Origin of the sequence: Streptomyces sp. NBC_00299 (assembly GCF_036173045.1) — a bacterium.
Taxonomy (GTDB): domain Bacteria; phylum Actinomycetota; class Actinomycetes; order Streptomycetales; family Streptomycetaceae; genus Streptomyces; species Streptomyces machairae.
Map to the genome: position 1 here is coordinate 3,115,252 of NZ_CP108039.1, position 21,199 is coordinate 3,136,450.

Annotated in this window: 11 protein-coding genes; 2 read left to right on the top strand and 9 right to left on the bottom strand. The window is 72.6% G+C overall.

The window, feature by feature from the left end:
* Positions 1–489: 489 nt before the first annotated feature.
* A complete protein-coding gene (locus tag OHT51_RS13575; RefSeq protein WP_328879187.1) occupies positions 490–924 on the bottom strand; it encodes a hypothetical protein in 435 nt (144 codons plus the stop codon).
* Positions 925–1,442: 518 nt separating this feature from the next.
* Here OHT51_RS13575 and OHT51_RS13585 point away from each other — a divergent pair.
* Positions 1,443–1,709, top strand: a complete 267-nt coding sequence (locus OHT51_RS13585; protein ID WP_328879188.1) for a helix-turn-helix transcriptional regulator — start codon at positions 1,443–1,445, stop codon at positions 1,707–1,709.
* Between the two features lie 112 nt (positions 1,710–1,821).
* The gene (locus OHT51_RS13590) at positions 1,822–3,258 is read left to right on the top strand and encodes a tyrosine-type recombinase/integrase (RefSeq protein ID WP_328879189.1); all 1,437 of its coding nucleotides are present in this window, start codon (positions 1,822–1,824) and stop codon (positions 3,256–3,258) included.
* A gap of 18 nt (positions 3,259–3,276) precedes the next feature.
* On the opposite strand, the gene OHT51_RS13595 is transcribed toward OHT51_RS13590, so the two are convergent.
* The 8 genes from OHT51_RS13595 to OHT51_RS13630 all read right to left on the bottom strand — a co-directional run bounded on the left by OHT51_RS13595 (position 3,277) and on the right by OHT51_RS13630 (position 21,199).
* Positions 3,277–5,178 (bottom strand): hypothetical protein, encoded by a 1,902-nt coding sequence (locus OHT51_RS13595; protein WP_328879190.1) that lies wholly within the window; start codon positions 5,176–5,178, stop codon positions 3,277–3,279.
* On the bottom strand, positions 5,175–7,325 hold the full coding sequence (locus OHT51_RS13600) for a hypothetical protein (RefSeq protein WP_328879191.1): 2,151 nt from the start codon (positions 7,323–7,325) through the stop codon (positions 5,175–5,177). Before OHT51_RS13600 ends, OHT51_RS13595 begins: the two co-directional genes overlap by 4 nt.
* Before the next feature lie 70 nt (positions 7,326–7,395).
* Positions 7,396–10,146, bottom strand: coding sequence for a hypothetical protein (locus OHT51_RS13605; RefSeq protein WP_328879192.1), 2,751 nt, complete (start codon positions 10,144–10,146; stop codon positions 7,396–7,398).
* Positions 10,143–13,760 (bottom strand): tubulin-like doman-containing protein, encoded by a 3,618-nt coding sequence (locus OHT51_RS13610; RefSeq protein WP_328879193.1) that lies wholly within the window; start codon positions 13,758–13,760, stop codon positions 10,143–10,145. The genes OHT51_RS13605 and OHT51_RS13610 overlap by 4 nt, the downstream gene beginning before the upstream one ends.
* Before the next feature lie 69 nt (positions 13,761–13,829).
* Complete coding sequence (locus tag OHT51_RS13615; protein ID WP_328879194.1) at positions 13,830–16,112, bottom strand: VWA domain-containing protein; 2,283 nt, start codon at positions 16,110–16,112, stop codon at positions 13,830–13,832.
* Between the two features lie 125 nt (positions 16,113–16,237).
* The gene (locus OHT51_RS13620) at positions 16,238–16,789 is read right to left on the bottom strand and encodes a Pycsar system effector family protein (RefSeq protein WP_328879195.1); all 552 of its coding nucleotides are present in this window, start codon (positions 16,787–16,789) and stop codon (positions 16,238–16,240) included.
* Complete coding sequence (locus OHT51_RS13625; RefSeq protein WP_328879196.1) at positions 16,786–18,426, bottom strand: hypothetical protein; 1,641 nt, start codon at positions 18,424–18,426, stop codon at positions 16,786–16,788. The genes OHT51_RS13620 and OHT51_RS13625 overlap by 4 nt, the downstream gene beginning before the upstream one ends.
* Positions 18,419–21,199: a hypothetical protein gene (locus tag OHT51_RS13630; RefSeq protein WP_328879197.1), complete on the bottom strand. Its 2,781-nt coding sequence runs from the start codon at positions 21,197–21,199 to the stop codon at positions 18,419–18,421. The genes OHT51_RS13625 and OHT51_RS13630 overlap by 8 nt, the downstream gene beginning before the upstream one ends.

The following is a 21,199-nucleotide window of genomic DNA, read 5'->3' on the forward strand; positions in this document are numbered from 1 at the left end:
GCAGGGTCAGAGCACCGATACCGACTACGAGTCAGGAGGACCGGTCGTCCCGGTCGGCGGAACCGCGTCTTCCAGTGCGTGGGCGGGTGCCTAGCCTTCTTCGACTCGATGAACATAGACGATGGATGGATTCCCGTCACCGGGACCGCTTCTTTCAAGGTCGAAATGGTGCCGCCGCTCATCCAGGATGCCAGCCCACGCCCCGACATGCTCGGCTGGCAGGCGTGGGCGGAGCCGATCCTCGGCACCGTACGTGTGGTGCGCCAGCTTCAGCGCCAGTGCCCCCGACGACCTGGTCACCACCTTTGCCCGCCTCGCTGGCCCCAGTGCCGCGCCGCAGGCTGCCAAAAGGCGCGGAGGGCCGACCCACCATCGTCCGCCGCAGGTGGCCCTTGCATGTCCCATCAGCCGGTCGGTGACGCGCATCGTCCCGCCGTCCTCACAGGCTCTGCCAGCCGCAGACAGGCCAAGAACCCGGGGGACGACAGGTCATACACCAGCCGCCGCTCGCTCTTCAGAGCGTTTGGCGTAGGCGTCTTCGGCCTCGACGACGCAGCGCAGGAACGGGCCGAAAGCGGCATCGCCCATCTGGATACGAACGGCTTCCAGAACGACCGCAGCCCAGTCGAGGTACGCCACGTCTTCCCCGTCGCCAAATGCTTCGCGCAGGGCAGTGTCACGGCACAGGGCATAGCAGGAAGTCTCGCTGTTGAGGTACCGCTGGTGTGCGGTCAGTGCACTGCGGACGATTTGCGCGAAGACAGCATGGCCGGTTAGAGCACTGACAGTACCCAGGAGGGCTCGTGCTGCCTCCGCGTCCTGGGGGATCGTGACCCAGGCGTCCTTGTCCGCTGCAGGGTCCGCATAGAGCCGCGTCAACCGGTGATCGAGTTCGTGTCGGTAGAGGAAGTCATGGAGGTCCATGGCGCATGGCTACCGGCTGCCACGCCGACTGGCTGGCCCGACACCATCGGCATGGGCGCTGGTTCACCTCTTCAGTCCAGGACACGCGGCTGAGCGGGGGGACGCCGACAGGTCCTATCCGGTGATCACCGAACGGGGCTCGGACCGGGCCATGAACGCGCTGCAGGCCCTGGATTCCGCCTGCCGGGCTGGGAGCCGGAAACCAGGGCCTCTGACACAGATCCTGTGCGGTACAGCTTCGACCCGAACCAGGGCGCTGCGGCGGATCTCGGCGACCGCGGCCCGCAACTCATCGCCGTTGATCGTGCCGGCCCACGTTGCCTCGGCGGTTCAGCCGACACCCCCGTGAAAGCGTTGGCCCGTGCGTGCTGTGGCGGACCGTTCGCGCAGCATCGCGATCGGCGATACCAGTGCGCGCCCTGTCGCACGTCGCCAACTATCAGAAATTCCAGGCCGGGCCAAGTCGTCCTTTCTCCGGATTCTCATCCTGTCACCGCAGCAACGACAGGAGTACAGCGATGCCGCAGCCCAGCCGCATATCCGAGACCGCCTTCTTGAACCTCCCGAAGGCCGCCGAGTATCTGGGGATCTCCCCCAACACCCTTTATGTCTGGCGTCATCGCCGCCAAGGCCCTCCGAGCTTTCGGATGGGGCGCCGCGTGATGTACCGCATCACCGCCCTCGACGCGTGGGTGCAAGCCCAGGAGCAGGCCGACTCCCGGTCCAACCCCGCCCTCAACCCTCTTACGCATAAGCCGCAACGTCGCACCAAGTCGCCCAAGTAACACCCTCTAGAAAAGACCAGGAAAAGAGCATTCGCAACCGGGATAAGCCCCGGCCGCGAAGCGCGTTGCCACAAACCAGCACGCGAAGCACGTAAGCATGGAGGACCACTGAATGGCCGGTTACATAGAAGACCGCTGGCTCAAGAAGCGGCCGGACAAACGAACCGGCAAACGCGAACGCACCTCCCTGTACGGGAAGGGGAAGCGCTACCGAGTCAAGGGGATTCCTGGCGTCCAGGACCGGTCGTTCGATACGAGCGAGGACGCCAAGCAGTGGCTCGCCACGGCCAAGACCGATTCCAGTCGCGGCGAGTTCGTCGACCCGCGCAGGGGTGAGATCGCACTCACCGACTACATCGTGGACCACTGGTGGGCTGGCCGATCCGACGAGCCCTCCACCGCGGGCCCTATGAGCAGCAAGGTCTGGAACCACATCATCCCGCTGGTGGGTGACCTCGCTCTGCGTGACATCGATGCGTCCGCCTTGCGCTCCTTCAAGGCCGCTTTGCTCTCCCGAGTCGAGGAGTCGACGGCAGAGGTGATCTGGGGCCTTCTGTCGTCGATCCTCGGCAGCGCGGTGGACGACCAGCGCCTGCTGCGCAACCCCATGAAGGTCAAGAACAGCGTCAAGCCCCCGCGCCCCACCGAGAAGAAGGCCAAGGCCTGGACTCGCCAGGTTGTCGACGCCGTTCGTGCGGGTCTTCAGGAGCGCTACCGGTTCGCTGTCGATCTGGGCATCGGTCTGGGGCTCCGCCAAGGAGAAGCCTTTGGCCTCGCCGAAGAGGATTTCGACTTCGAGGCGGGTGTCGTCCATGTGCGACGCCAGCTCAAGTGGGACATCAAGGGACGTCCCTACTTCTCACTCCCCAAGGGACGTAAGACCCGCGAGGTGCCCCTGCCGCCCAACCTCGCCGTGCGGGCACGCGAGCACTTCCGCCGGTTCCCGTCCACCGCATGCACTCTGCCTTGGCGCAACCCCGAACCACCGACCACCGCCCTGGAGATACGCCAGCGGAAGCCGATCACGGTGAACCTCCTACTCACCACTTCGCACGGCAACCGGATCTACTACCGCACCTGGAACGACCGCAGCTGGAAGCCCGCCCTCGCTGCCGCCGGCATCATCAAACCCGTCGGGGAGAAGGTGCGGCGCGGCGAAGGCCGCGTCCGTCGCGACCCCGTCTACGCAGCCCCTCGTGAGGACATGTTCCACGTCCTCCGGCACACCTACGCGAGCGTGCAGTTGGAAGCTGGCGAGTCGATCGTCAGCCTGTCGAAGTGGCTCGGGCATTCGACACCGAAGGTCACCCTCGACCACTACGCTCACTTCATGCCCGGCGCAGGTCAGCGCGGTCTTGCCGCTATGGACGCCTGGCTGGAGGACCGCCACCAGCCGAAAGTCCCTGAGAAGTCCCTGCTGGCTGTATGGATCAAGAAAATCCCCCCGAACCCGCAGGTCAAGGGGCAGGTCGCGCAGGGCGCCCTCATGTCCGTGAAGTACAAGGAGACGGCCCGGGGCGGGCTGGCGGTCAACATCATCGAGTGCTGATCCCGTACGGACCGCCTGCTAGAAGAGCATCAGGGCGACCCCCAGTAGTACGACGATCACGACGAGGCTGCTTCCGATGAAGCAGCCGGGGTTGTTCATCAGGTCGGAGATCCGCGCCATGGCGGTGGGCGGCTCCGGCGTGAAGGCGGACGGCTGCGCGGGGGCCGGGATCGCCTGGGGCACCGGGGGCACGGACATGGGGCGGGGCAGGGCGGGTGCGGGTGGCGGCCCCTCGTTGCGGCTCATCGCATCCCGCAGGAGCTGGCTCCACAGCACCGGCGGCAGGTCGGGGATCCTGCCGTTCGCCGGTTCGATGATGCTCTGCCGGAGCCAGTTGCCCGTGGTGGGGTGAGGGTCCCGGCTCATGCGGTACAGCAGTTCCTGCAGATCGCGCAGATAGCGTTCGTCGCGGGCCAGCGGTGCGACGGCCCAGCTGAAGAGGTCGGCCGAGAGGTCGGTCATGGCCTTTCTCGACGGGTGCTCCCCGTTCGCCGTCTGCGGGGTGAAGTACAGGTTCCTGTGCAGCACCTCGGCGCACAGCTCGTGTCGCACGTCCAGGTTGCGCACCTCGACACGATCCGGCCGGCCCAGCTCGTTCAGCAGCAGCTCCACCGAGTCCCGCGGCAGTTCGGCGGAACGCAGCTCGCCGATGAGCACCTCGTCGGGCCGTGTGCGCAGATCCGCCATCAGGATGCTGCGCCGGCTCCCGTCCCCGCGCCGGTACTCGCGCAGGTCCCGGCGCAGGGCATGCAGGGCGTGGGGGTCGTGGCCGTTCGGGCCCCCGTGGGTGTGCGGCGGCCGGAAAGGGTGCGGCGGCGTCACGGGGGCAGGGGGCGGCGTCGCTGGAGAGGTCGCGAGTGCGGGGCTCGCATACGGTTCTCCGTACGGCTCCGGGGCGACGGTGGCCCGGGCGGCGGCGGGTGTCGTGGGCCGCTCCGGCTCCCGGTCCCGCGTTCGCCTCGCTTCCCCATCCCTATCCCGATCCCGGTCCCGGTCCTGCTCCCTCTCCTCCCCCAGGATTCTCCAGAGCCGGTCACGGCGTCGCTCCCAGTCCAGGGTCGCGCCGTCGGGGAGTTCCCCCACGAGCTGCGGTACGCCAGGAGCCGCCTCCCGGTGCGCGAGGAGGTAGTCCACCAGCCGGGTCGCCGCCTTGTGCTCGAAGCGTGGTTTGCCGTGCGGGCGGCCCATGACCCTGGCCAGCGGGCCGGAACCGCCCGTGTCCGGCTCCCAGCGCGGGACGGCCATCAGCCGCAGGGCGTGGGTGTCGACGGAGTCGCAGGTGGCGAACGTCCACTCCTGCTCCAGCCAGCGCCCGAACAGCAGAAAGAGCCCGAGATACACCAGCGGTACGGCGTCCCGGTCCGGCCAGTCGCGCGGGGTCTCCTCCTCCAGGAGCAGCGACACCCGCTGCGTCGGATCGCGCAGCAGCTCCGCGGTGGTGAGGATCAGCGCGTGCGCGACCTTCGGCAGCCGTTCCAGCATCTCCGGCAGCCGCTTGTGCGCGAGGTCGTCGAGTCTCGCGGAGTCGATCTCGGGCAGCCGCCCCGAGGCCTGCTCGGCCCTCTCCTGCTTGCGCCAGCCGGGGTACGCCAGTCCGAGGCACTCACGGACCCTGAGGGTGTCTCGGTCGCCGATGAGGACATGGCTGACGGTGCTGGGCCGGCCGCCCCGGTCGGTGGTGGGCCAGCGCTGGACGAGCAGGACGTCACCGTCGCGGGACACGGTGCGCACGACGCTCGGCCGTGCCGCCGCCGCGCCGGACACCCACAGCAACGGGCCCAGTTCCCGGCCGAGTTCCTCGGCCCGGTCGGGCTCGCAGGAGTGCGCGACGGCGTTCATGCCGGTGCCCTGCCGGCCGTGGTTGCCGTCCCAGCGGAAGACGGCCTGGTGGACCGGGCCCCGGTCCTGGAATTCGCTCACCGATGTTCCCCTCCCTCGGATCCCTCGGGCTCCTCGGGCCCTTCAGACCTCTCGAATCCTGCTGACGTCGCCTCGTATCCCCCGGCTTCGTCCCACGGCACCGCCTCCAGCGCGGGCGCCTCGCCCACGGCCAACGCCTCGGCGCCGCCCGGCACTTGGATCAGCCCGTGCATCGCCAGCAGCGCGACGAGCGGCTCCAGCACCCGCCGGGGCCCCGCGCCCGCCGGATAGCGGCCCTGGTCCTCCTGGCCGCCGGTCGCGGACGCGATGTGCAGGGTGCAGCGGCGGATCGCGTCGAAGGGGCGCAGCCACGCCTGGCCGGCGTGCCGGCGCAGCAGCCCGTGGACGTCCCGGCTCTCCTCGCGCATCAGCGCCGGGTCCAGGGAGCCGGCCGGCGGGCGGGTCAGCCATCGGTCGACGGGCGGCTGGAACCTGAGGAGGTCCGCCTTGCCGAGCACCATCGCGGCCGGCACGTCCACGTACGGGCCGTTCTTGGGCAGCCGGTCCAGAACGGTACCGAAGGCGAGGTCGCCGTCCCGGTTCACCTCGACCCCCCAGCGTTCCCTGGCGTGGTCCAGCTGCGGCAGCGGGAGGGCCAGCGCCGGGTCGACGACGAAGACCAGGGCGTCGACGCCCAGCAGGAACCGCAGCGCCGCGTCGGTACGTACGAGGTCCTCGCCGCCGAGGTCGAAGAAGGCGACCGGGCGCACCTGCCCGCGGGCGTCGGTGATCAGCAGGGACTCCACGAAGCGGGCGAAGTCGTCCAGACCGAGCGCGGCCGTGTGGTCCAGGACCTTGCCGTTGCGCAGCGGCTGCACGCGCTCCCGAACGAACCGGGCGTGCTGCTCCGGATTGACGGACTGCCACTTCAGGCCGTACGGCTCCAGTCCGCCGTCGGTGATGGCGGCGATCATCTGGGTCAGCAGATGGCTCTTGCCGGTGGAGGACTGGCCGACCATCGCGACGGTCAGCGGGCGGCCGTACGTCAGATAGGGCACCGGGATGAAGTGCTCGGGGAAGTCCGGGTCCGCCGTGCACTTCTGGACGGCGCCGCGCATGACGTCGGTCCGCCGCACGGGGTTGGTGATGCCCGCCAGGTCCAGCGGCTTGTACTGCATGCGGCTGTCGGTGACGAACAGTTTGGTGAGGTCGAGCTGGATGGTCTCCAGGCAGTACGGGCACAGCACTTCGCCGTCGCCGCGGGACGCGCCGTCGCTCCGCCCTGCCGGTGCCTCGCGCTTGAGGCGCAGCGCCTCCTCGAAGGCCTCATGGTGCGGGCGCGTCTCGTCGGGCGGCACCGCGAGCCGGACGCGGCGGGCGGCGCCCGGCTTCACCAGGTCGAGCACCTCGGCGGGCGTCGGCCGGTCGGCGGCCCGCGGCGCGAAGGCTTCCCGCAACGTCCGGTCGAGCCTGCGGTGTTCGGCGAGGTCGGGAGGTGTCCGGTCGGCCGGTCCGGGCCGTCCGGTCACCAGCTGGTAGAGCACCTGGGCCGCGCTCCACACCGCGTCCCGGGAGTCGGCGAGCCCCTCGCCCCTTCGCTGTTCCGGCGGGCAGAACGGCGTCCGGCCCCACGGGCGCCTCGGCCGGCCGCTCCGGGTCACCGACTCCAGCCCCCACACCTGCGCCTTGGCGCCGTCCCAGCGCACGGAGTTGGGTGAGATGTCGCGCGGTACCAGCCCCTGGCCCTCCAGCAGGCACAGGGCCAGCATCAGATCCCTGGTGAGGACGTCCTGGTCGGTCGCGGACATCACGTGGATCCGTGCGACGGGCGTGCCGCGCGGCGGGTCGTACAGCAGGAACGGCTCGGCCGCGTCCAGCTCGTGGCCGACGATCCTCGGGAAGAGGGCCGCGAACTCCGTGTCGCCGAGCAGGTGTTGCAGTTGCAGGGCGGTGCCCGCCTCCGTGTCCAGCAGGGCGCGCGCCGCCGGGTTCGCGGCGTCCTTGGCGCTCAGGCGCACCTGCACGCACTGCTGTCCCTCGTCGTCGAGCCTCGCCTTGCGGATCAGCTGGGGCAGCGGCCGGTCGCGACGGACCTCCCGGCCCACGCGCACCGGGGTGACCCGGCGCCGCCCCGAGGGCACGGTGAACGCGAGCTTGTCCGGAGGCGGACCGCCCGGCCCCTGCGGGGGATACGGGATGCTGCTCACCGGCGGTCCTTTCGTTCGTACCTGAGCACCGGGGTGTGCGGGTGCACCCGGGCGGGGTGCGGGAGGCGGGTCACCAGGGGTCGCCGTCCCCTCGGTCGCCGGCGTCCGGCCGGCCGTCCGTGTCGAGCCAGTCGTACGACTCCGCCGTCCGGTCATGGGAGTTGGTGCGCGTGTGGCGGTTCACCGGCTCGGCACGGTCGTACGGGTTCGTCGTGCCGTACGTGTCCAGCGCGTCGTCCATGTCCAGTGCCGCGTCCGCGTCGGTCCCGTCGGGCTCGGCACCGTGCCGGGGGCGGACGGTGTGCACCACGCCGATCCGGAGCGGGGTGAGCCGTACCAGGCCGGCGTAGCGTCCCGACGACGTCCACAGGACCTCGTCCGGGTGGACCGAGCCGCTGGACCGCCAGGCCTTCTCGACCTCGTCGCGTACGGCCCTGGGGGCGAACCTGAGCCACACCGCGGCCGCCGGATCACGGCTGAGCAGTGCGCCCTGCTCGGGCGAGGACAGCTGTACGACGGCCTGCCGGTCTGCCTCGGCGCCGACCAGGTCGGCCGGTCCGTGCGGATCGGTGCCGAGGAGGCCGGCCGAGGTGGCGCGGAGGCGGCGGGGGGCGGCGAACGGGGGCGGGGCCAGGACACCGTTGTGCTGGAGGTGATGACGGGCCGTCGACAGCAGTGCGCGGACCCGTTCCTCGGTGCGCCGGACGGCGAGGGTGCCGGCCTGGCCGCGTTCGACGGCACCCCAGTAGGACTTCATCGCCTCCAGGGCGGCGTCGGTCAGATCGGCCGACAAGGTGGCGACCAGGTCGGGCCCGCCCTCACCGCTCTCCCGGTCCAGCCAGCGCGGAACCCCCCTGGCGCGGTCCCTCGACGGGGCGGCACAGGTCTGCTCCGGACCCGTCTCGTGGCCCTTCTCCTGTGCGGGCTCCTCCCACGACGGACCGTCGTCCCAGGCGTACACGCTCGCCCAGTCGCTCTCACCGTCGTCGGACCCGGCACCGGAGTCGTCCGGGCCGAGGTCCAGGTCGTCGGCGAGCCAGTCGTCCTCGGCAGGCGTGCGGGCGCCGGGTACGTCGAAGCCGCCGGGCACTCCGGCCGCCGCGACCCGCGCCGGCTCGGGCACCGCCTCGGCCTCCGCCGCCGCAGCCGTCGCCCGCAGCATGCCGGCGACGGAACGGGCGGCGTCGGCGCAGTACAGGCGCTCCTCGACGGCCCAGTGCTCCCGGACCGCCTCGGCCAGCAGGGCGTCGAGCCCGTCAAGGGCTCGGCGCAGTACGGCAGTTGTGTGGCCCGGCGCCCAGTCCGCGGCGGCTGCCCGCCACAGCCGGCGTACCGTCTCCAGCGCGACGCCGAAGCCGAGCAGCAGCCCGATCGTGCCGAGCCAGACCGGGGGTTCGGTGGCGTATGACACCCCGGCGCCGACCGCCGTGCCGCCGACCGCCGCGACCCTGGGGGCGACGGCCCAGCGGCCGGGGCGTCCCGCACCGCGCAGCCGGGCCGTCCCGAGCATCGCCATGCCGACGAACAGCAGCGGCACGACGACCGCCAGGGCGAGGAACGGACCCGACCACAACCCACCGAGCAGGCCCGCGCAGGCCGCCGCCAACGGCCCCGCCACGGGGAGGCCGGCTGCCGGGGCGTCCGCCGTCCCCGTCTGCCGGGCCACCGCCTCGGCGGAGTACGGGGCGAGCCTCGGCAGCAACGCCGTCCCCGGCAGTGGCTCGGCGCGCCCCGCGAGGCCGGTGAAACGCTGGGCCACCGACCGCAGAGCGAGCCCCTGACCGAGCAGTTTCCCGGCGAACTCCCTCAGCCCCTCGCCGATCCGCTCGCCCATGCCCTCGGCCGACGGCACCCGCAGTCCGAGGGCCGCGAGCCGGGTCGCCGACTCGGCGGCGGACGCTGCCGTGCCGCCGCCGCTGCGCAGGGCCGTGGCGACGAGATCCCGGTAGTTGTCCAGCGCCTGACGTGCCTGCTCGACGTCCGCCTCGAACGCCTCACGGCGCGAGGCTCGCAGCAGCCCGGGCAGGGTCCGCAGCCCGGCGAGCGCGTCCTCGGCGTGGTCGAGGGCGTCCGCGCAGGCGCGGTGGGCGTCGTCCGCCACTCCGCCGGGCTCCCGGTGTCCCAGGTCCTGGCCGCCCCGGCCCACCACCAGACGGCGCAGCGGCTCCGGCAGATCGGCGCCGGAGGAGGCGGTCAGCAAGACGTCCGGGGCGAGTTCGGTGTCCTCGCCGGCGAACCGGGTGAGTGCGTCGCGCCAGGCCCGGTCGCGCACCTCCGGCGGCAAGTCCTGCTCCAGCAGCCGTACGCCGGGCGCGGCGACGGCCTCGGGCAGCGACTGGATGCCGTGCAGCACGCTGAGGTAGACGTCCGGGACCGAGAGCACGTCGACGAGGACCGCCAGCGCGTCCGGGTCGTCGGGTGCGGGCTGCTCCAGCGCGGTGCGGGCGGAGCGCAGATCTCCGGCCCACAGCAGCGCGCTGCCCGGCGCCCGCAGCACCGAGGGGCGCAGCAGCCGGCGGTCGGGCTGGAAGCCGCCTTCCTCGCCCGCGAACGAGCCGGGCGCGCTGCCGACCAGCAGCACCAGGAGCCTGACCTCGCCCACGGCCCGGTAGCCGGTGATGAGTTCGTACTGCGGCCGGTGATCGGTCAGCCCGGCCGGGGTGTCGACCACCAGGAACAGCGGATCGTCGGGTTCGGGCAGCCCGGCCCGGCCCAGCTCCTGGGCGACCCGGGCCCGCAGCGCCGACGGGTTGTGCAGCGCTGCCGCCCCGGCCCGCAGGTCGAGATGGATGACGGCACCGAAGTCCTGCGGCACGCTCACAGCACGTCACCGTCCCAGGAGCCGCCGCGCCGGGCGGCGTCGTCGTCCCATGGCGGTGGAGGCACGTCGTCCCGGTCCCGGGCAGAGGTCCGGGTGCCGTACTCCGCGCCACGCTCCCGCCGCCGAGCACCCGGTCCGTCGCGATCCCCGTCGTCCCCGCGGTCGTCCCCGCCGGTCTCGTCGAAGTCACCGCGCGCGCCGCGACGACTGTCGCGAGGCTCACCCCAGAAGTCCCGGTCCTCGTCCGGCTCTTCACGCCGCCGCTCGCCGCCGTACGGCGCGTCGTGGTCGCCGTACCGCCCCCCGCTCCGCGAGTCCCGATCGTCGGCGTTCTCGTCCCGGTCGCCGTCGTCGCGTCGGTAGGTGTCCCGGGAGTCGAAGGAGTCGACCGGGGCGGTGCCGAAGTCGTCGTCCTGGGGCCGACGGCGGGGTTCCGCGAGGCCGTCCGGGGTGCGGGGGCGGGTCGGGGTGCCGCCTCGGACGTGTTCCAGCAGGGTGCGCAAGGTGGGCTGGACGGCGCGCTGGTCGCCGAACTCGGTGTCCAGGGCGGCCGGGAGTGTCTCCGCCCAGAACTCCCACAGCGGCCGCACCCAGCCCTCGACGCGCTCGCCGCCCTGTTCCCGGCGGTCCGCCAGCAGCTCCAGCTGGCGCGGGGCGATCTTCTCGACGAGGTCGGTGAAGAGGGGGTGCGGTTCACTGCCGGTCCGGGCGAGGCCGGAGGGCTGGGCCCCCATCAGCTCACGGCAGTAGTCCTCGACGGTCCGTTCGTCGTCGAGGACCGTCCAGCGTTCGTACGCGCGCAGCAGCTCGGCCCAGCTGGACACCCCGCCGGGGTAGTCCCCAAGGCGCAGCCGCACGCCCGGAACATGGGCGCCCTTCTCGGGGAACAGCCGCAGCCGCACCCGCTCCGGCGACGCGGGGTCGCCGTCGACCACGTCGACCTGGCCGTTCCACATGCAGCACAGCAGCCGGTGCATGATGACGCGCCGGTCCTCCTCGCTGCTCACCATCCAGCTGTCGCGGAAGCCGAGCCGCTGCCGCCACCGCAGGACGTCCTGGGCCTGCTCGGAGTCCTTCGCGCGGGCCCACTGCCGCAGCACCTTGCGGGCCTCGGGCACCTGCGTGAGGCTCATCTCGCTGCGGAAGAGGACCACGGTGACGGAGTCGCTCTCCACGCCCCGGTACTCCACGGAGTTCTTCGCGTCCGTGGGCAGCCGCAGCGTCTTGCCGAGGTACTCCTGAACCTCCTCCACGGCCTGCACCCGCGGGTGAGTGACCAGCACCCGCAGCAGTCCGGTGCCCTCCGGGGTGAACCCGACCGGCAGCAGCCCGGCGAGCTTGCGGCCGAACAGGTCGAGCGCCTCCTTGCTGACCTGCTCGGTGGCGTCCGCGTCGCCCGCCGCGGCGGCCAGCAGCATGCCCATCGACGGCAGCAGCGGCCGTTCCTCCAGGTGCGCGCCGCTCTCGGCGAACAGCCGGGTGATCCGGGCCTCCAGCTGCCCCTTGACCCGCGCCACCGCGCCCTCCGGGTCACGCCGGCTGAGCGTGTGGACCTGGCGCCAGGTGTCGCCGTCGACCAGCTTGAGCAGCAGCGCGGCCTCGTCGTCGTTCTCCCGCAGCCCCTCCCGGCGGATGAGCCGGGTGACGACGTCCTCGTAGAAGTGGTTCAGGGTGCGCTGCGGCGGCAGCAGATACGAGATCCCGGTGCGGTCCTCGTACAGTTCGCGGCCCTTCTGCTCGGAGGTCTTGCGCTCCTGGTCGCTGTGCGTGCGGAAGGCGTTCACCAGGCGCACGATGTCGGCGCCGGCCGCGTCCGCGTGGGGCTGCCAGTGCTGTTGCTGCTCCCGCCAGGCCTCGTGCCACACCGTGCGGCAGCGCCACTGGTACCAGGCGTCCTGCTCCTGGATGGCCGCCTGGACGTCGTCGTCGCCCCAGCGGGCCGGTGCCAGGCCGCCCAACTGGCCCTTGATCCGGGGGATCTTGGGCGGCTGCTCCTTCACGCCCGGCGGGCGCTGCGGGGTGCGGGCGCGGTTGTCCAGCATGCCGAGGAAGCCGAGCCGGGCGATCGGCTCGTCGCTGTCGGGGACACCCCTGACGACGCGTTCGGCGAGGAAGGGGTCCACGCTCTGGAGCAGTTTGTCGATGGCGGGGCGCGGCGCGAACCGGTCGGCCATGGCGGTGGCCGCACGCTCGGCCTCGGCCCGCAGGTCGGACAGCAGTCGCTGCATGTCCGCGACGCGCTCGCCCAGCGCCTGCTCGATGTTCTTGCCGCCGCGCGGCAGCGGATCGGGTTCGGGCACCGGCAACTGCCTGCGCTCCCACAGCTCTTCGAGGTGGGAGTCGGCGAACAGCTCCCGGATCATCGGCACGGCAGTGTCCCGCAGCGCGGCCCGCGGCCGAGCCACGAGATCGGTGACCGCGAGCCGCAGCAGCCGCCCGGCCACCAGGTCGGCGAGCTGGTCCATCGGCGCGGTCATGGACGCCACCAGGCTGGTGGAGACGCCCTGCCGGCCGATGCCGGTCGGGGAGACGGCGCTGCGCTGCACGCCCCGGTTGATGAAGCTCGCGGCGAAGGTCGTGAAGTCGTCGTCGGAGGCCTGCTTGCGGCCCTGGACACGGCCGTCGCCCAGTTCGGTGCCGATCAGCGACATCACCAGCGAGACGATGGAGCGGCGCAGGTCGTCGGCGCGGATGCCGGCGGTCGGGCTGAACAGGAACGCCGTGGGCAGGATGCCGGTGCGCAGCCGGATCGGCATCATGCCCGGGTAGCGGATGCCGAGGCCGACCTCGTGGTCGAGATCGCCGATCTCCGCGCCCTCCGACGGCGCGTTCTGCGTGTCGACCAGCCGGAACAGGTCGACCAGCGCCCGGGCCGCGTTGAGCTCGGCCTCCCTTCCGCCCCCGGTGGCGGCGGAGAACGACGACGGCATGACGACCAGCGGGTAGATCTTCACGCCGTCGAAGCGGCGCATCTGGAAGGCGTGGTTGATCAGGTGCAGATAGTCCAGGAAGATCCCGGCGCCGGTGCCGCCGGCCACCGAGAAGGCGACGAAGACGTCGCACCCGTTGACCTTGCCGCCGCCGAGCTCGCTCAGCTCGCCCGCCGCCCTGGCCATCGAGTCGATCGCCTGCAGCAGCGGCTCCAGGACGGGGGCGAGGCTGTGCCTCAGGGTGGCGAACAGGGCGGCGCGGCCGACGGTGGGCAGCTGGCCGGCGCCGGCGTGCAGCGGGGTGACCTTCGGTTCGTCGATGCGCGGCGGCAGCCAGTCGGCGACCTCGTCGCGCAGAACGGCCCGGAGCATCTTGGTGACTTCGGGTGAGGCGTCGAAGTTCGGCAGCAGGTTGTGGGTGGCCCGGGAGGTCCGGGCGTACGCCGCCCGCAGGGACGGGTCCACATTGAACTGCGGCAGCCGGTGGAGATCGGCTTCGCTGTAGTCCGCGTACACGAACTGGAGGCAGTCGGGCAGTTGGAAGGGGGCGTGGCCGCTCTGCCGGCTCAGCGCCATGCCGTCGGGGCCGCACAGTTCGGCGCGCAGTCTGCGTTCCAGTTCGGCACCGACCAGTCCCCCGGTGCCGCCCAGGCCGACGAAGAGCATCGGCTGGAAGATCTTCATGGGTTTCCTCCCCGCTCTACGGCCGACGCGGCCGCAGGTTCGTGCTGGGTACGTCCGTGGATGTGCGGGTCACAGGTACGAGGTGAAAGGGCTGTCGTTGCCGCTGTCGCCGGGGCCGGTCGAGGAGCCGGCGCCGACGGTGGCCCCCGCGGCCGGCGGCCGGCGGCGGTTGCCGCGCCCCGGCCGGGTGTCCTCGCCCAGGGCCAGGCTGAGCGTCTCGGTCAGCTGGACCTGGCCGCCGGTGCTCAGCGCGGTACGGCCGGCGCCCTTGGTGCGCAGCACCGCTCCGCCCTCACGGCTGCGCTGCACGGCGTACTGGCCGTGCGGGCGCCGCTCGATGCGTGGGCTGCGATGGGCCTCGACGACGGCGAACTCGTACCAGTGCTTGCTGTTGCCGTGCCCCGCCGGGTGCTCGTTGAGGACCCGGCCGTCCTCCGACACCAGTTGCAGCATCAGGCCGTAGGGGTCCTTGCGCCGGTTGCGCAGCTGCCGCCAGGCGACGAGGGCCGCGCCGGCGAGGGCGATCAGGACGGCGGCCGACACGAACGCCCACCAGTACTTCTCCCAGATCCCCGGCTCCGGCACGACCCGCACCGACAGCGGTGCCCGTACGAGGGTGCGGTCGCCGTCGGTGGTGTCGACGGCGGTGACGGTGCCGGCGAGCTTCAGCCCGTCGTCGCCGAGACGGTCGCCGAAGACGTCCGCGGGGGCGACCTCGACCTGCACCTCGCGGGTGCCGGACTCGCCGGGCTTCAGCGTGATCTCGGCGGGCTTGACGGTGAGCAGCCCGGACCGGAGGTCGGCCACGGACAGCCGCAGGGTGTGCGGGATGTCGGTGGTGTTGTGGACGGCGAGGGTGCCGGTGACGGTGGCGCCGGGGTGGGTGTCGGCGGCGGGCAGTTCGAGGGCGGCGGTGACGGGCAGCTCGCCGGGCGCGACCGTGCTGCCTTCGCTCCGGGTGTCGGCGCTGAGCCCGGAGGCCGTCAGGGTGGCGCTCACCTTCAGCGCGCCGTCGGCGTCCTTCGGAATCGTCACGGTGCCGGTGAAGGAGCCGTCGCTCGCCTTCGGGTCGGTGCCCTTGCCGCCGTCGGCGAGGTCGAGTGCCAGCGGGGAGAAGCCGTCCCCGGTCAGCTCGCTGCGCACGCGCAGCCCTTCGTAGTCGCGCGGGTCCTTGATCTCGTAGCCCTCACGCGTCTGCAGCCGCATGGTCACGGTGACCTTCTCGCCGGCCTGCGGCGAGGGCGGGTCCATGGTGATGGCGCCGCGCAGCTCGCCCTGCCACAGCACGCTGACGGCGACGGGCAGCGAGCGATGTCCCTCCGGCGCCTCGGCCTTCACCTTCCAGGTGCCGGGCAGCGGGTCGACGATCTTCAGCGCCTCGACGGGTCCGGTTCCGCCGGCCAGCTCGAAGCGGGACTTCTTGTACGTCCCCGAGGTGGGGACCTTGTCGCCGCTCGGGTCGATGTAGCTGATCCTGACCTCGGGGTCGCCCTTGTCGACGACGATGCTGCCCACGGTCGCCAGCGGGGAGATGCCGATCTCCAGGGTGGCCGGGGGCCGCTTGCTGGGGCCTTCCTCGTGGCGCAGGCAGTGGGCGGCGGCGAAGATCCGCTCCAGCGTGGGGCCGACGTCCTTGGCCCCGTTGACCTTGTGGGCCTTCGGGGTGGCGGAGGGCAGTTCGACACAGCCCTTCTGGTAGCCGCCGGCGGCGATCTGGTCGAGTTGCCCCTTGTCCGGGTCGGGGCCGAAGCCCAGCGGCCAGATCTGGACGTTCTGCGCGGCGGCGTCCTTCAGCGCCTGCTTCAACTGCCGTTCGCCCTCGGCCTGGCGGTGCGCGGGATCGCCGTACTTGGGGCTGTCCTTGACGTCCATCTTCCCGTCGGTCAGCAGGAACAGCACCCGGGGCTCCGAGGAGTCGGAGCCGTCGGTCAGGTCGTGCACGCCCTGCCGGATGGCGCTCGGGAGGTCGGTGCCGGTGCCCTCGCTCTCCTTGCGGCTGCGCAGCTTGTCGACGCACTTGCCGACCGTTTCGCGGCCCGCCGCGTCCAGCGTGGTGCGCGGGCAGACCGGGTCCACCGCGCGTTGGTCGTCGTTCTCGGCGGCGGCGAAGCCGAAGACCGTGACATGCGAGGACGAGGACACGTCGCCCAGCGCGATGCGCGCGGCGGCGGCCTTCTCGGCCTTCATGTCCTCGGGTGCGAGGCTGGCCGACTCGTCCACGGCCACCGCGTAGTTGACCGCGGGGAACGCCGGTTCGGAGTCCGCCGCGGGCACCGGACCCTGACCTGCCGGTGCCAGCAGGGACGCGAACACCGCGGTGCCGCCCAGCACCGAGACCGCGGCGCGGCGCACCCGGCCCCTTCGTGATTGCCGTCTTCCCGTGACTCTTTCCACGGCCGTCCCCTGATTCTCGGAGAGTCTCTGCTCTGCGTGCGTAGGTTGCTTGGGGTGCTTGCGTTGTGCCGGCCGGTCGCGCGTCAGCGCGCGGTCAGCCCCCAGACCACGGCCAGTGCCGCGGAGGGGGCGAGCGAGCCCACTCCCCAGCGGATGGCGCGGTACTTGGCGGTGAGGATCGAGCTGGCGTCCACGGCCTGGACGAGCAGCCACGCGGCCGGATCCCGCCCGGCCTCGGCGACCCGGTCGGACAGCTCCGCAAGGTCGCGGGCGGCCACCAGATCGCCGAAGTACGTCACCTCGTCCCGGCCGCGGACCGTGCCGGTGCGCGGCATCAGCGCCCCGACCAGCGCGGACACCGCGACGGCCCAGAGCACCCCGGAGAGGATCAGCGTCACGTCGGCGAACCCGTCCCACCTCGGGGTGCCGTGCCAGCCGACCAGGAACGCGGGCAGCGCGAGCGTCCCCGAGAGCAGCACGGCCGCCTTGGAGTCGGCCCGGCCGAGGTCCTCCCGGACGGAGTTCAGCAGCCGTTCCGCGATGCGCTCCCCCGCCCGGTCGTGGTGGTGCCGACCCCCGTCCGGCACGGGCACGACCGGGTCGGGGGAGGTGCGTGCCGCCCCGTCGGCGCTCATCGGTCCTCTTCCGCCCAGGACCAGCCGTCGTCCTCGGCACGTCGGCGCCGGCGCGGCGGCTCCCGGTCGTCGTCCACCGGGTAGAGCTCGGGCCGGTGGGTCTGACGCCGGTCGGCCCGGGTGCGCGGGTCGTCGTATTCGGGTTCGTCCCGCGGGTAGTAGGGCTCCGGCCGGTAGGTCTGCCGGGGCGTGCGGGAGCGCGGGTCGTCGTCCTGGGGGTCCGCCCCCGGGTACGGCTCGGGCCGGTAGGTCCGCTGCCGGGCAGGGGCGCGCGGCTCGTCGTAATCGGCGTCGTCGCGCGGGGAGTAGGGCTCGGCCCGGTAGGCCGGACGCCGGGTGGGAACGCGCCGGTCGTCGTGGTCGTGGTCGTCCGCCGGATAGGGGTCGGGCCGGTGAGTCCTGCGCTGGTCCGGGGCGCGCCCGTCGTCGTCCACGCGGTCGTCCGCCGAGTAGAGGTCCGGCCGGTGGCTCGCGCGCCGGGTGCGGGTGCCCCGAGGGTCGTACTCGGCGTCGTAGTCGGCGTCGTAGCCCGCGTCGTAGTGGGCGTCCCCTGCCCGGTACGGCTCCGTCCGGTCGGGGCCTCGCCTGTCCGGCCCCCGCCGGTCGGCGCCCCGTCCGTCGGACCGCCGGTCGGGCTCGCCCCGGGAGGGCTCTGCCCGCGGAGGGCGCCGTCTGGGCGGCTCGTCCGAGGCCCAGTCCGGGTTGAACGGACGGCCGGAGGACGCCTCCAGCTCCCGGGGCCGGCGAGCGGGCACCGTCCCGATGGGACCCACCATGGGCCGTCCGTCGCCCTGGTTGAGGAGGTTCAGGACCTGCGTCTCCACGTCCACGGTGGCGAGTTCGCCCCGCTGGGCCATGGTGAACAGCCGGGCGACCCGGTCCTTCTCGTCCTGCCTGCCTTCCTGGCGGATCTTCTCCAGGAAGTCCTTGGCCCCCTCCGGGTCGGCCGCGAGCATGAAGCTGAGCTGTTCCAGCTCCCCGCCCTGCAACATGCGCCGGTACGACTCCTGCCGCAGCCGGATCACCTTGGCCTGGGCGTGCGCGTCCCGTTCCTCGTCGGCGTGCTCGATGGTCCGGTCGTCCACCCGCAGCCGGACGTACAGCCGTACCCGCAGACCGAGTTCGGAACCCAGGTCGGCCCAGCGGCCGCCCGCGCACTCGCGTGTGATGGCGCGGTTGGCCTGCTCGGCCTCGGTCACCCGGTAGGTGGTGGTGACCTCACGCAGCCGTTCCAGCACCGGGGAGGTGAGCCGGTTGGCGACGTCGGTGACGACCTCCAGGGCGGCCAGGTGCGGGTCGGTCACGGCCCACTGGATGTCCACCTCGGCCTTGAAGAAGGTGGTGCCGCCGGCGGCCGGGAGCTCCATCTGGAGCGGCGTCACATAGGTGCCGAGCGCGATCTCGCACATGCTGTGCGTCCTGGCCAGCACCGGCCTGTCGACATGCTGGACCCCGGAGGCCCTCTTCACCGTGTAGCCGCCGTTCCGGTAGAACTGCACCAGCGCCGACCGGGGACTCACCTTGGGGAACCCGTCCGTCAGCGTGTTGAAGTCCCGTAGGAACGGACCCGCGGGCCCCGCGGGGTCGGCGCCGACCGCCTCGTCGCCGTCGAGCGCCTCGTCCTCGTTCTCAGCCATGCCTCTCCTCCTCGCGGGTCCTCTCCCGGCGCGGCCGGTCCTGACGCGGCCACTCCTGACGCGGCCTGTCGGGATGCGGCCGGTACGGACCCGGCCACTCCTGACGCCGCCGGTCCTGGCGCGGTCCGTCCTGCCTCGTCCGCTCTTCCGGCGCGACGGCGAGCCACCACAGGTCGCGTGCGTCCGCGTCGGGGAGCGGCTTCTCCGGGTCGCTCATCATTCGGCGCAGCAGCCAGTCCAGCCGCCGCCGGTCGTGCTCCTCGGTCGCCAGCGCGGGCAGCAGCTCCGCCAGCCCCGGCCGGGTCCACTCGGTGCCGTCCTTGCGCACGGCCGACCGCAGCAGTTCCTCCAGCGCGTCCATCGCCACGTCCTTCGACCGGGCCGTGTTCAGCGCGGTCCACATCAAGTCGGCCATCGGCTCGACGAGTTCGGGCCGGATGGCGGCGAGGGCGAGCGCGACCGGCCAGTCCCCGCGGTCCGCCCAGGGGGAATCGCTGTCGTCCCCCAGGGAGTCGGGGTCCATCAGCAACTCGTCCACCGTCGTCAGCGCCAGCCGGACGGTCGCCGCGAGCCCCAGGTCCTGGTACGGCTCGCGCTTGTGGTGGGTCCACTCGGCCATCCGCGCCAGCACCTCGGCGGCGTCCGGCAGCACCAGCAGCCGTACGACGTTGTGGGAGGCGACCGTGACCAGTTCCCCCTCGTCACGGACCCCGATGCGGGCCAGGGCGTCCAGGGTGTCGTCCATGGTGGCCGCGGCGTTGCCGTACCCCAGCGCCCAGGCCGCGCTCCAGCGCTGCGACGGGGTGCCCTTCTTGCTCCAGTCGCCGATCAGCCGGTGCACGGCCTTGCGGTGCGAGGCGTGGCCGGCCGCCTGGTCCAGCGTGGTGGCCGCGAAGATCAGCCGGCGGTTCGTGGTCGCCTCGGCGAGGGGGCGGATCAGTTCCGTGTAGCCGTGGTCGAAGTCCCGTACGCACAGCTCCCCGGCGGCGACCGCGGCGCGCATCCACACCTGGTCGCGCGGGTCGTCCGCCAGCTGCCGCAGCCAGCGCACCACCGGCGCCCGGACCGGGAAGTGCCGGTCCCACAGCTCGGTGAGCACCGCGGACGGCAGGGCGGATCCCCGGTACCAGATCAGCCGGGCCGGCACCTCGTGCCCGTCCACCTCGACCTTGCCTTCGGTGAGTTCGGCACGCGAGAGCGCCCGGTCGGCTTCCGGGTCGTCGCAGAACAGCGGGCGGGCCGGGGTGCTGTCCGGGTCGGACTGCACGGACAGTTCCCAGGTCAGCAGGTGCGCGGCGGCGGCAACGGCACTGTGCGAGGCCCCGCCGAGTACGGCGAGCGCGATCCGGAACGCCACCGGGTGGAACAGCGTCGCCGTACCCGACCGTCCCGGGTTCCGGTCCCCGCGCTCCGCCTCGGCCGGCCGGGCCGTCAGCGCCCGGTCCACTCCGGCGAACCACTCCTGGGCCTGTACGGCGGCCAGGCTCCGGCACCCGTCGAGCAGCGCGTCGCGGGAGACGTCCCCCAGCACGTGCCCGGCCAGCAGCGATGCGAACACCTCGGCCTCGGCGGGCCGCAGGTCCTTCAGCCCGACGGCGTCCTTGACCTCCTCCCGGTCCGCGACCCGCTCGGCGCGGGCCAGCAGGTCGGCGGGCGCGGTGTCGTCCTCCCCGGCTCCGGCGGCGTGCTCCTCCAGCCGCTCCCGCAGCCGGGTGGCGAGGAGTTCCTCGGTCGGCGCGGGCGGGCAGATCATGCCGTACCGCCCGGCGAGCAGCGGATTCGCCGCCGACCCGACCGTCACGACGATCACCGCGAAGGCCTCGCAGCGGGCCAGGGCGGCGGCGAGCTCGTCGAGGTCCATCTCGTCCGGGGGCAGCGCTCCGGGCCGGGTGAGGGACAGCTCCAGCAGATACCCGACGCCGGCCCGCGCCTCCTCGCCCTCACCGCCCCGCGACTCGTCCAGCGACGCGGCCAACTGCCGTACCCCGCCGTCCGGATCGACCCTGAGCACCCGGGAGCCGGCCGGGGGCTCCGCGTCCGGGCCGGTGCCGGTGCCGGTGCCGTTCGCCGCCGAGGTGGTGACCTCGTCGAGGAGTGAGAGCGCCGTACTGGTGCGTCCGGTACCGGGCGCGGCACCGAGCACCAGCAGCCGCCGGGCGCGGAGCGCGGTGCGCAGCCGGACGTACCCCTCGGGTTCGACGTGGGCCCGGCGGAGCCTGCGCAGTTCGTCCTCGGGCACGGGTCCGCTGCGCATGCCCGCGCCGAACCGGCGGGCGCCGAGCCGCAGGTTGATGTCGCCGATGTGGGCGTTGTTGAAGTACGAGCGGTCGAAGCGGTGCAGGTCCCGGCCGACGTCGAACAGCAGCCGGGTGGCCCGGCGAGTACGGGCGGCGGCGGCGAGGTCGGTGGGCCCGTCCTCGCCCTGGTCCTCGGCGAGGGGATCGCGGGTGTACGCCTTGAACCGCCCGGCGGCGCGCTCCCGTTCCTTCTCCCGCTCGTCCTCCTCGTCCTCCGCCTCGTCCTCGGCGGACTTCTCGTCGTCGTCCTCGCCCTCGTCGTCCCGGGACTTGTCGTCCCTGGCCTGCTTCTTGCCGTCCTTGGCCTGCTTCTTGTCGTCGCCGGCCTTCTTGTCGCCGGCTTTCCTGTCCCCGGCCTTCCGGTCGCCGGACCTCTTGTCGTCGGCCTTCTTGTCGTCGGCGTCGGACGACCGGCCACCGGCCGGCTTCTCGGGGGCGTCGTCGGCCGCGCCGCCCGCCTGCTCGTCGTCGCTCAC

Coding starts and splice junctions, on each gene's coding strand:
- OHT51_RS13585 (WP_328879188.1), top strand. CDS start 1,443: ATGCCGCAGCCCAGCCGCATATCCGAGACCGCCTTCTTGAACCTCCCG.
- OHT51_RS13625 (WP_328879196.1), bottom strand. CDS start 18,426: ATGGCTGAGAACGAGGACGAGGCGCTCGACGGCGACGAGGCGGTCGGC.
- OHT51_RS13620 (WP_328879195.1), bottom strand. CDS start 16,789: ATGAGCGCCGACGGGGCGGCACGCACCTCCCCCGACCCGGTCGTGCCC.
- OHT51_RS13610 (WP_328879193.1), bottom strand. CDS start 13,760: ATGAAGATCTTCCAGCCGATGCTCTTCGTCGGCCTGGGCGGCACCGGG.
- OHT51_RS13590 (WP_328879189.1), top strand. CDS start 1,822: ATGGCCGGTTACATAGAAGACCGCTGGCTCAAGAAGCGGCCGGACAAA.
- OHT51_RS13575 (WP_328879187.1), bottom strand. CDS start 924: ATGGACCTCCATGACTTCCTCTACCGACACGAACTCGATCACCGGTTG.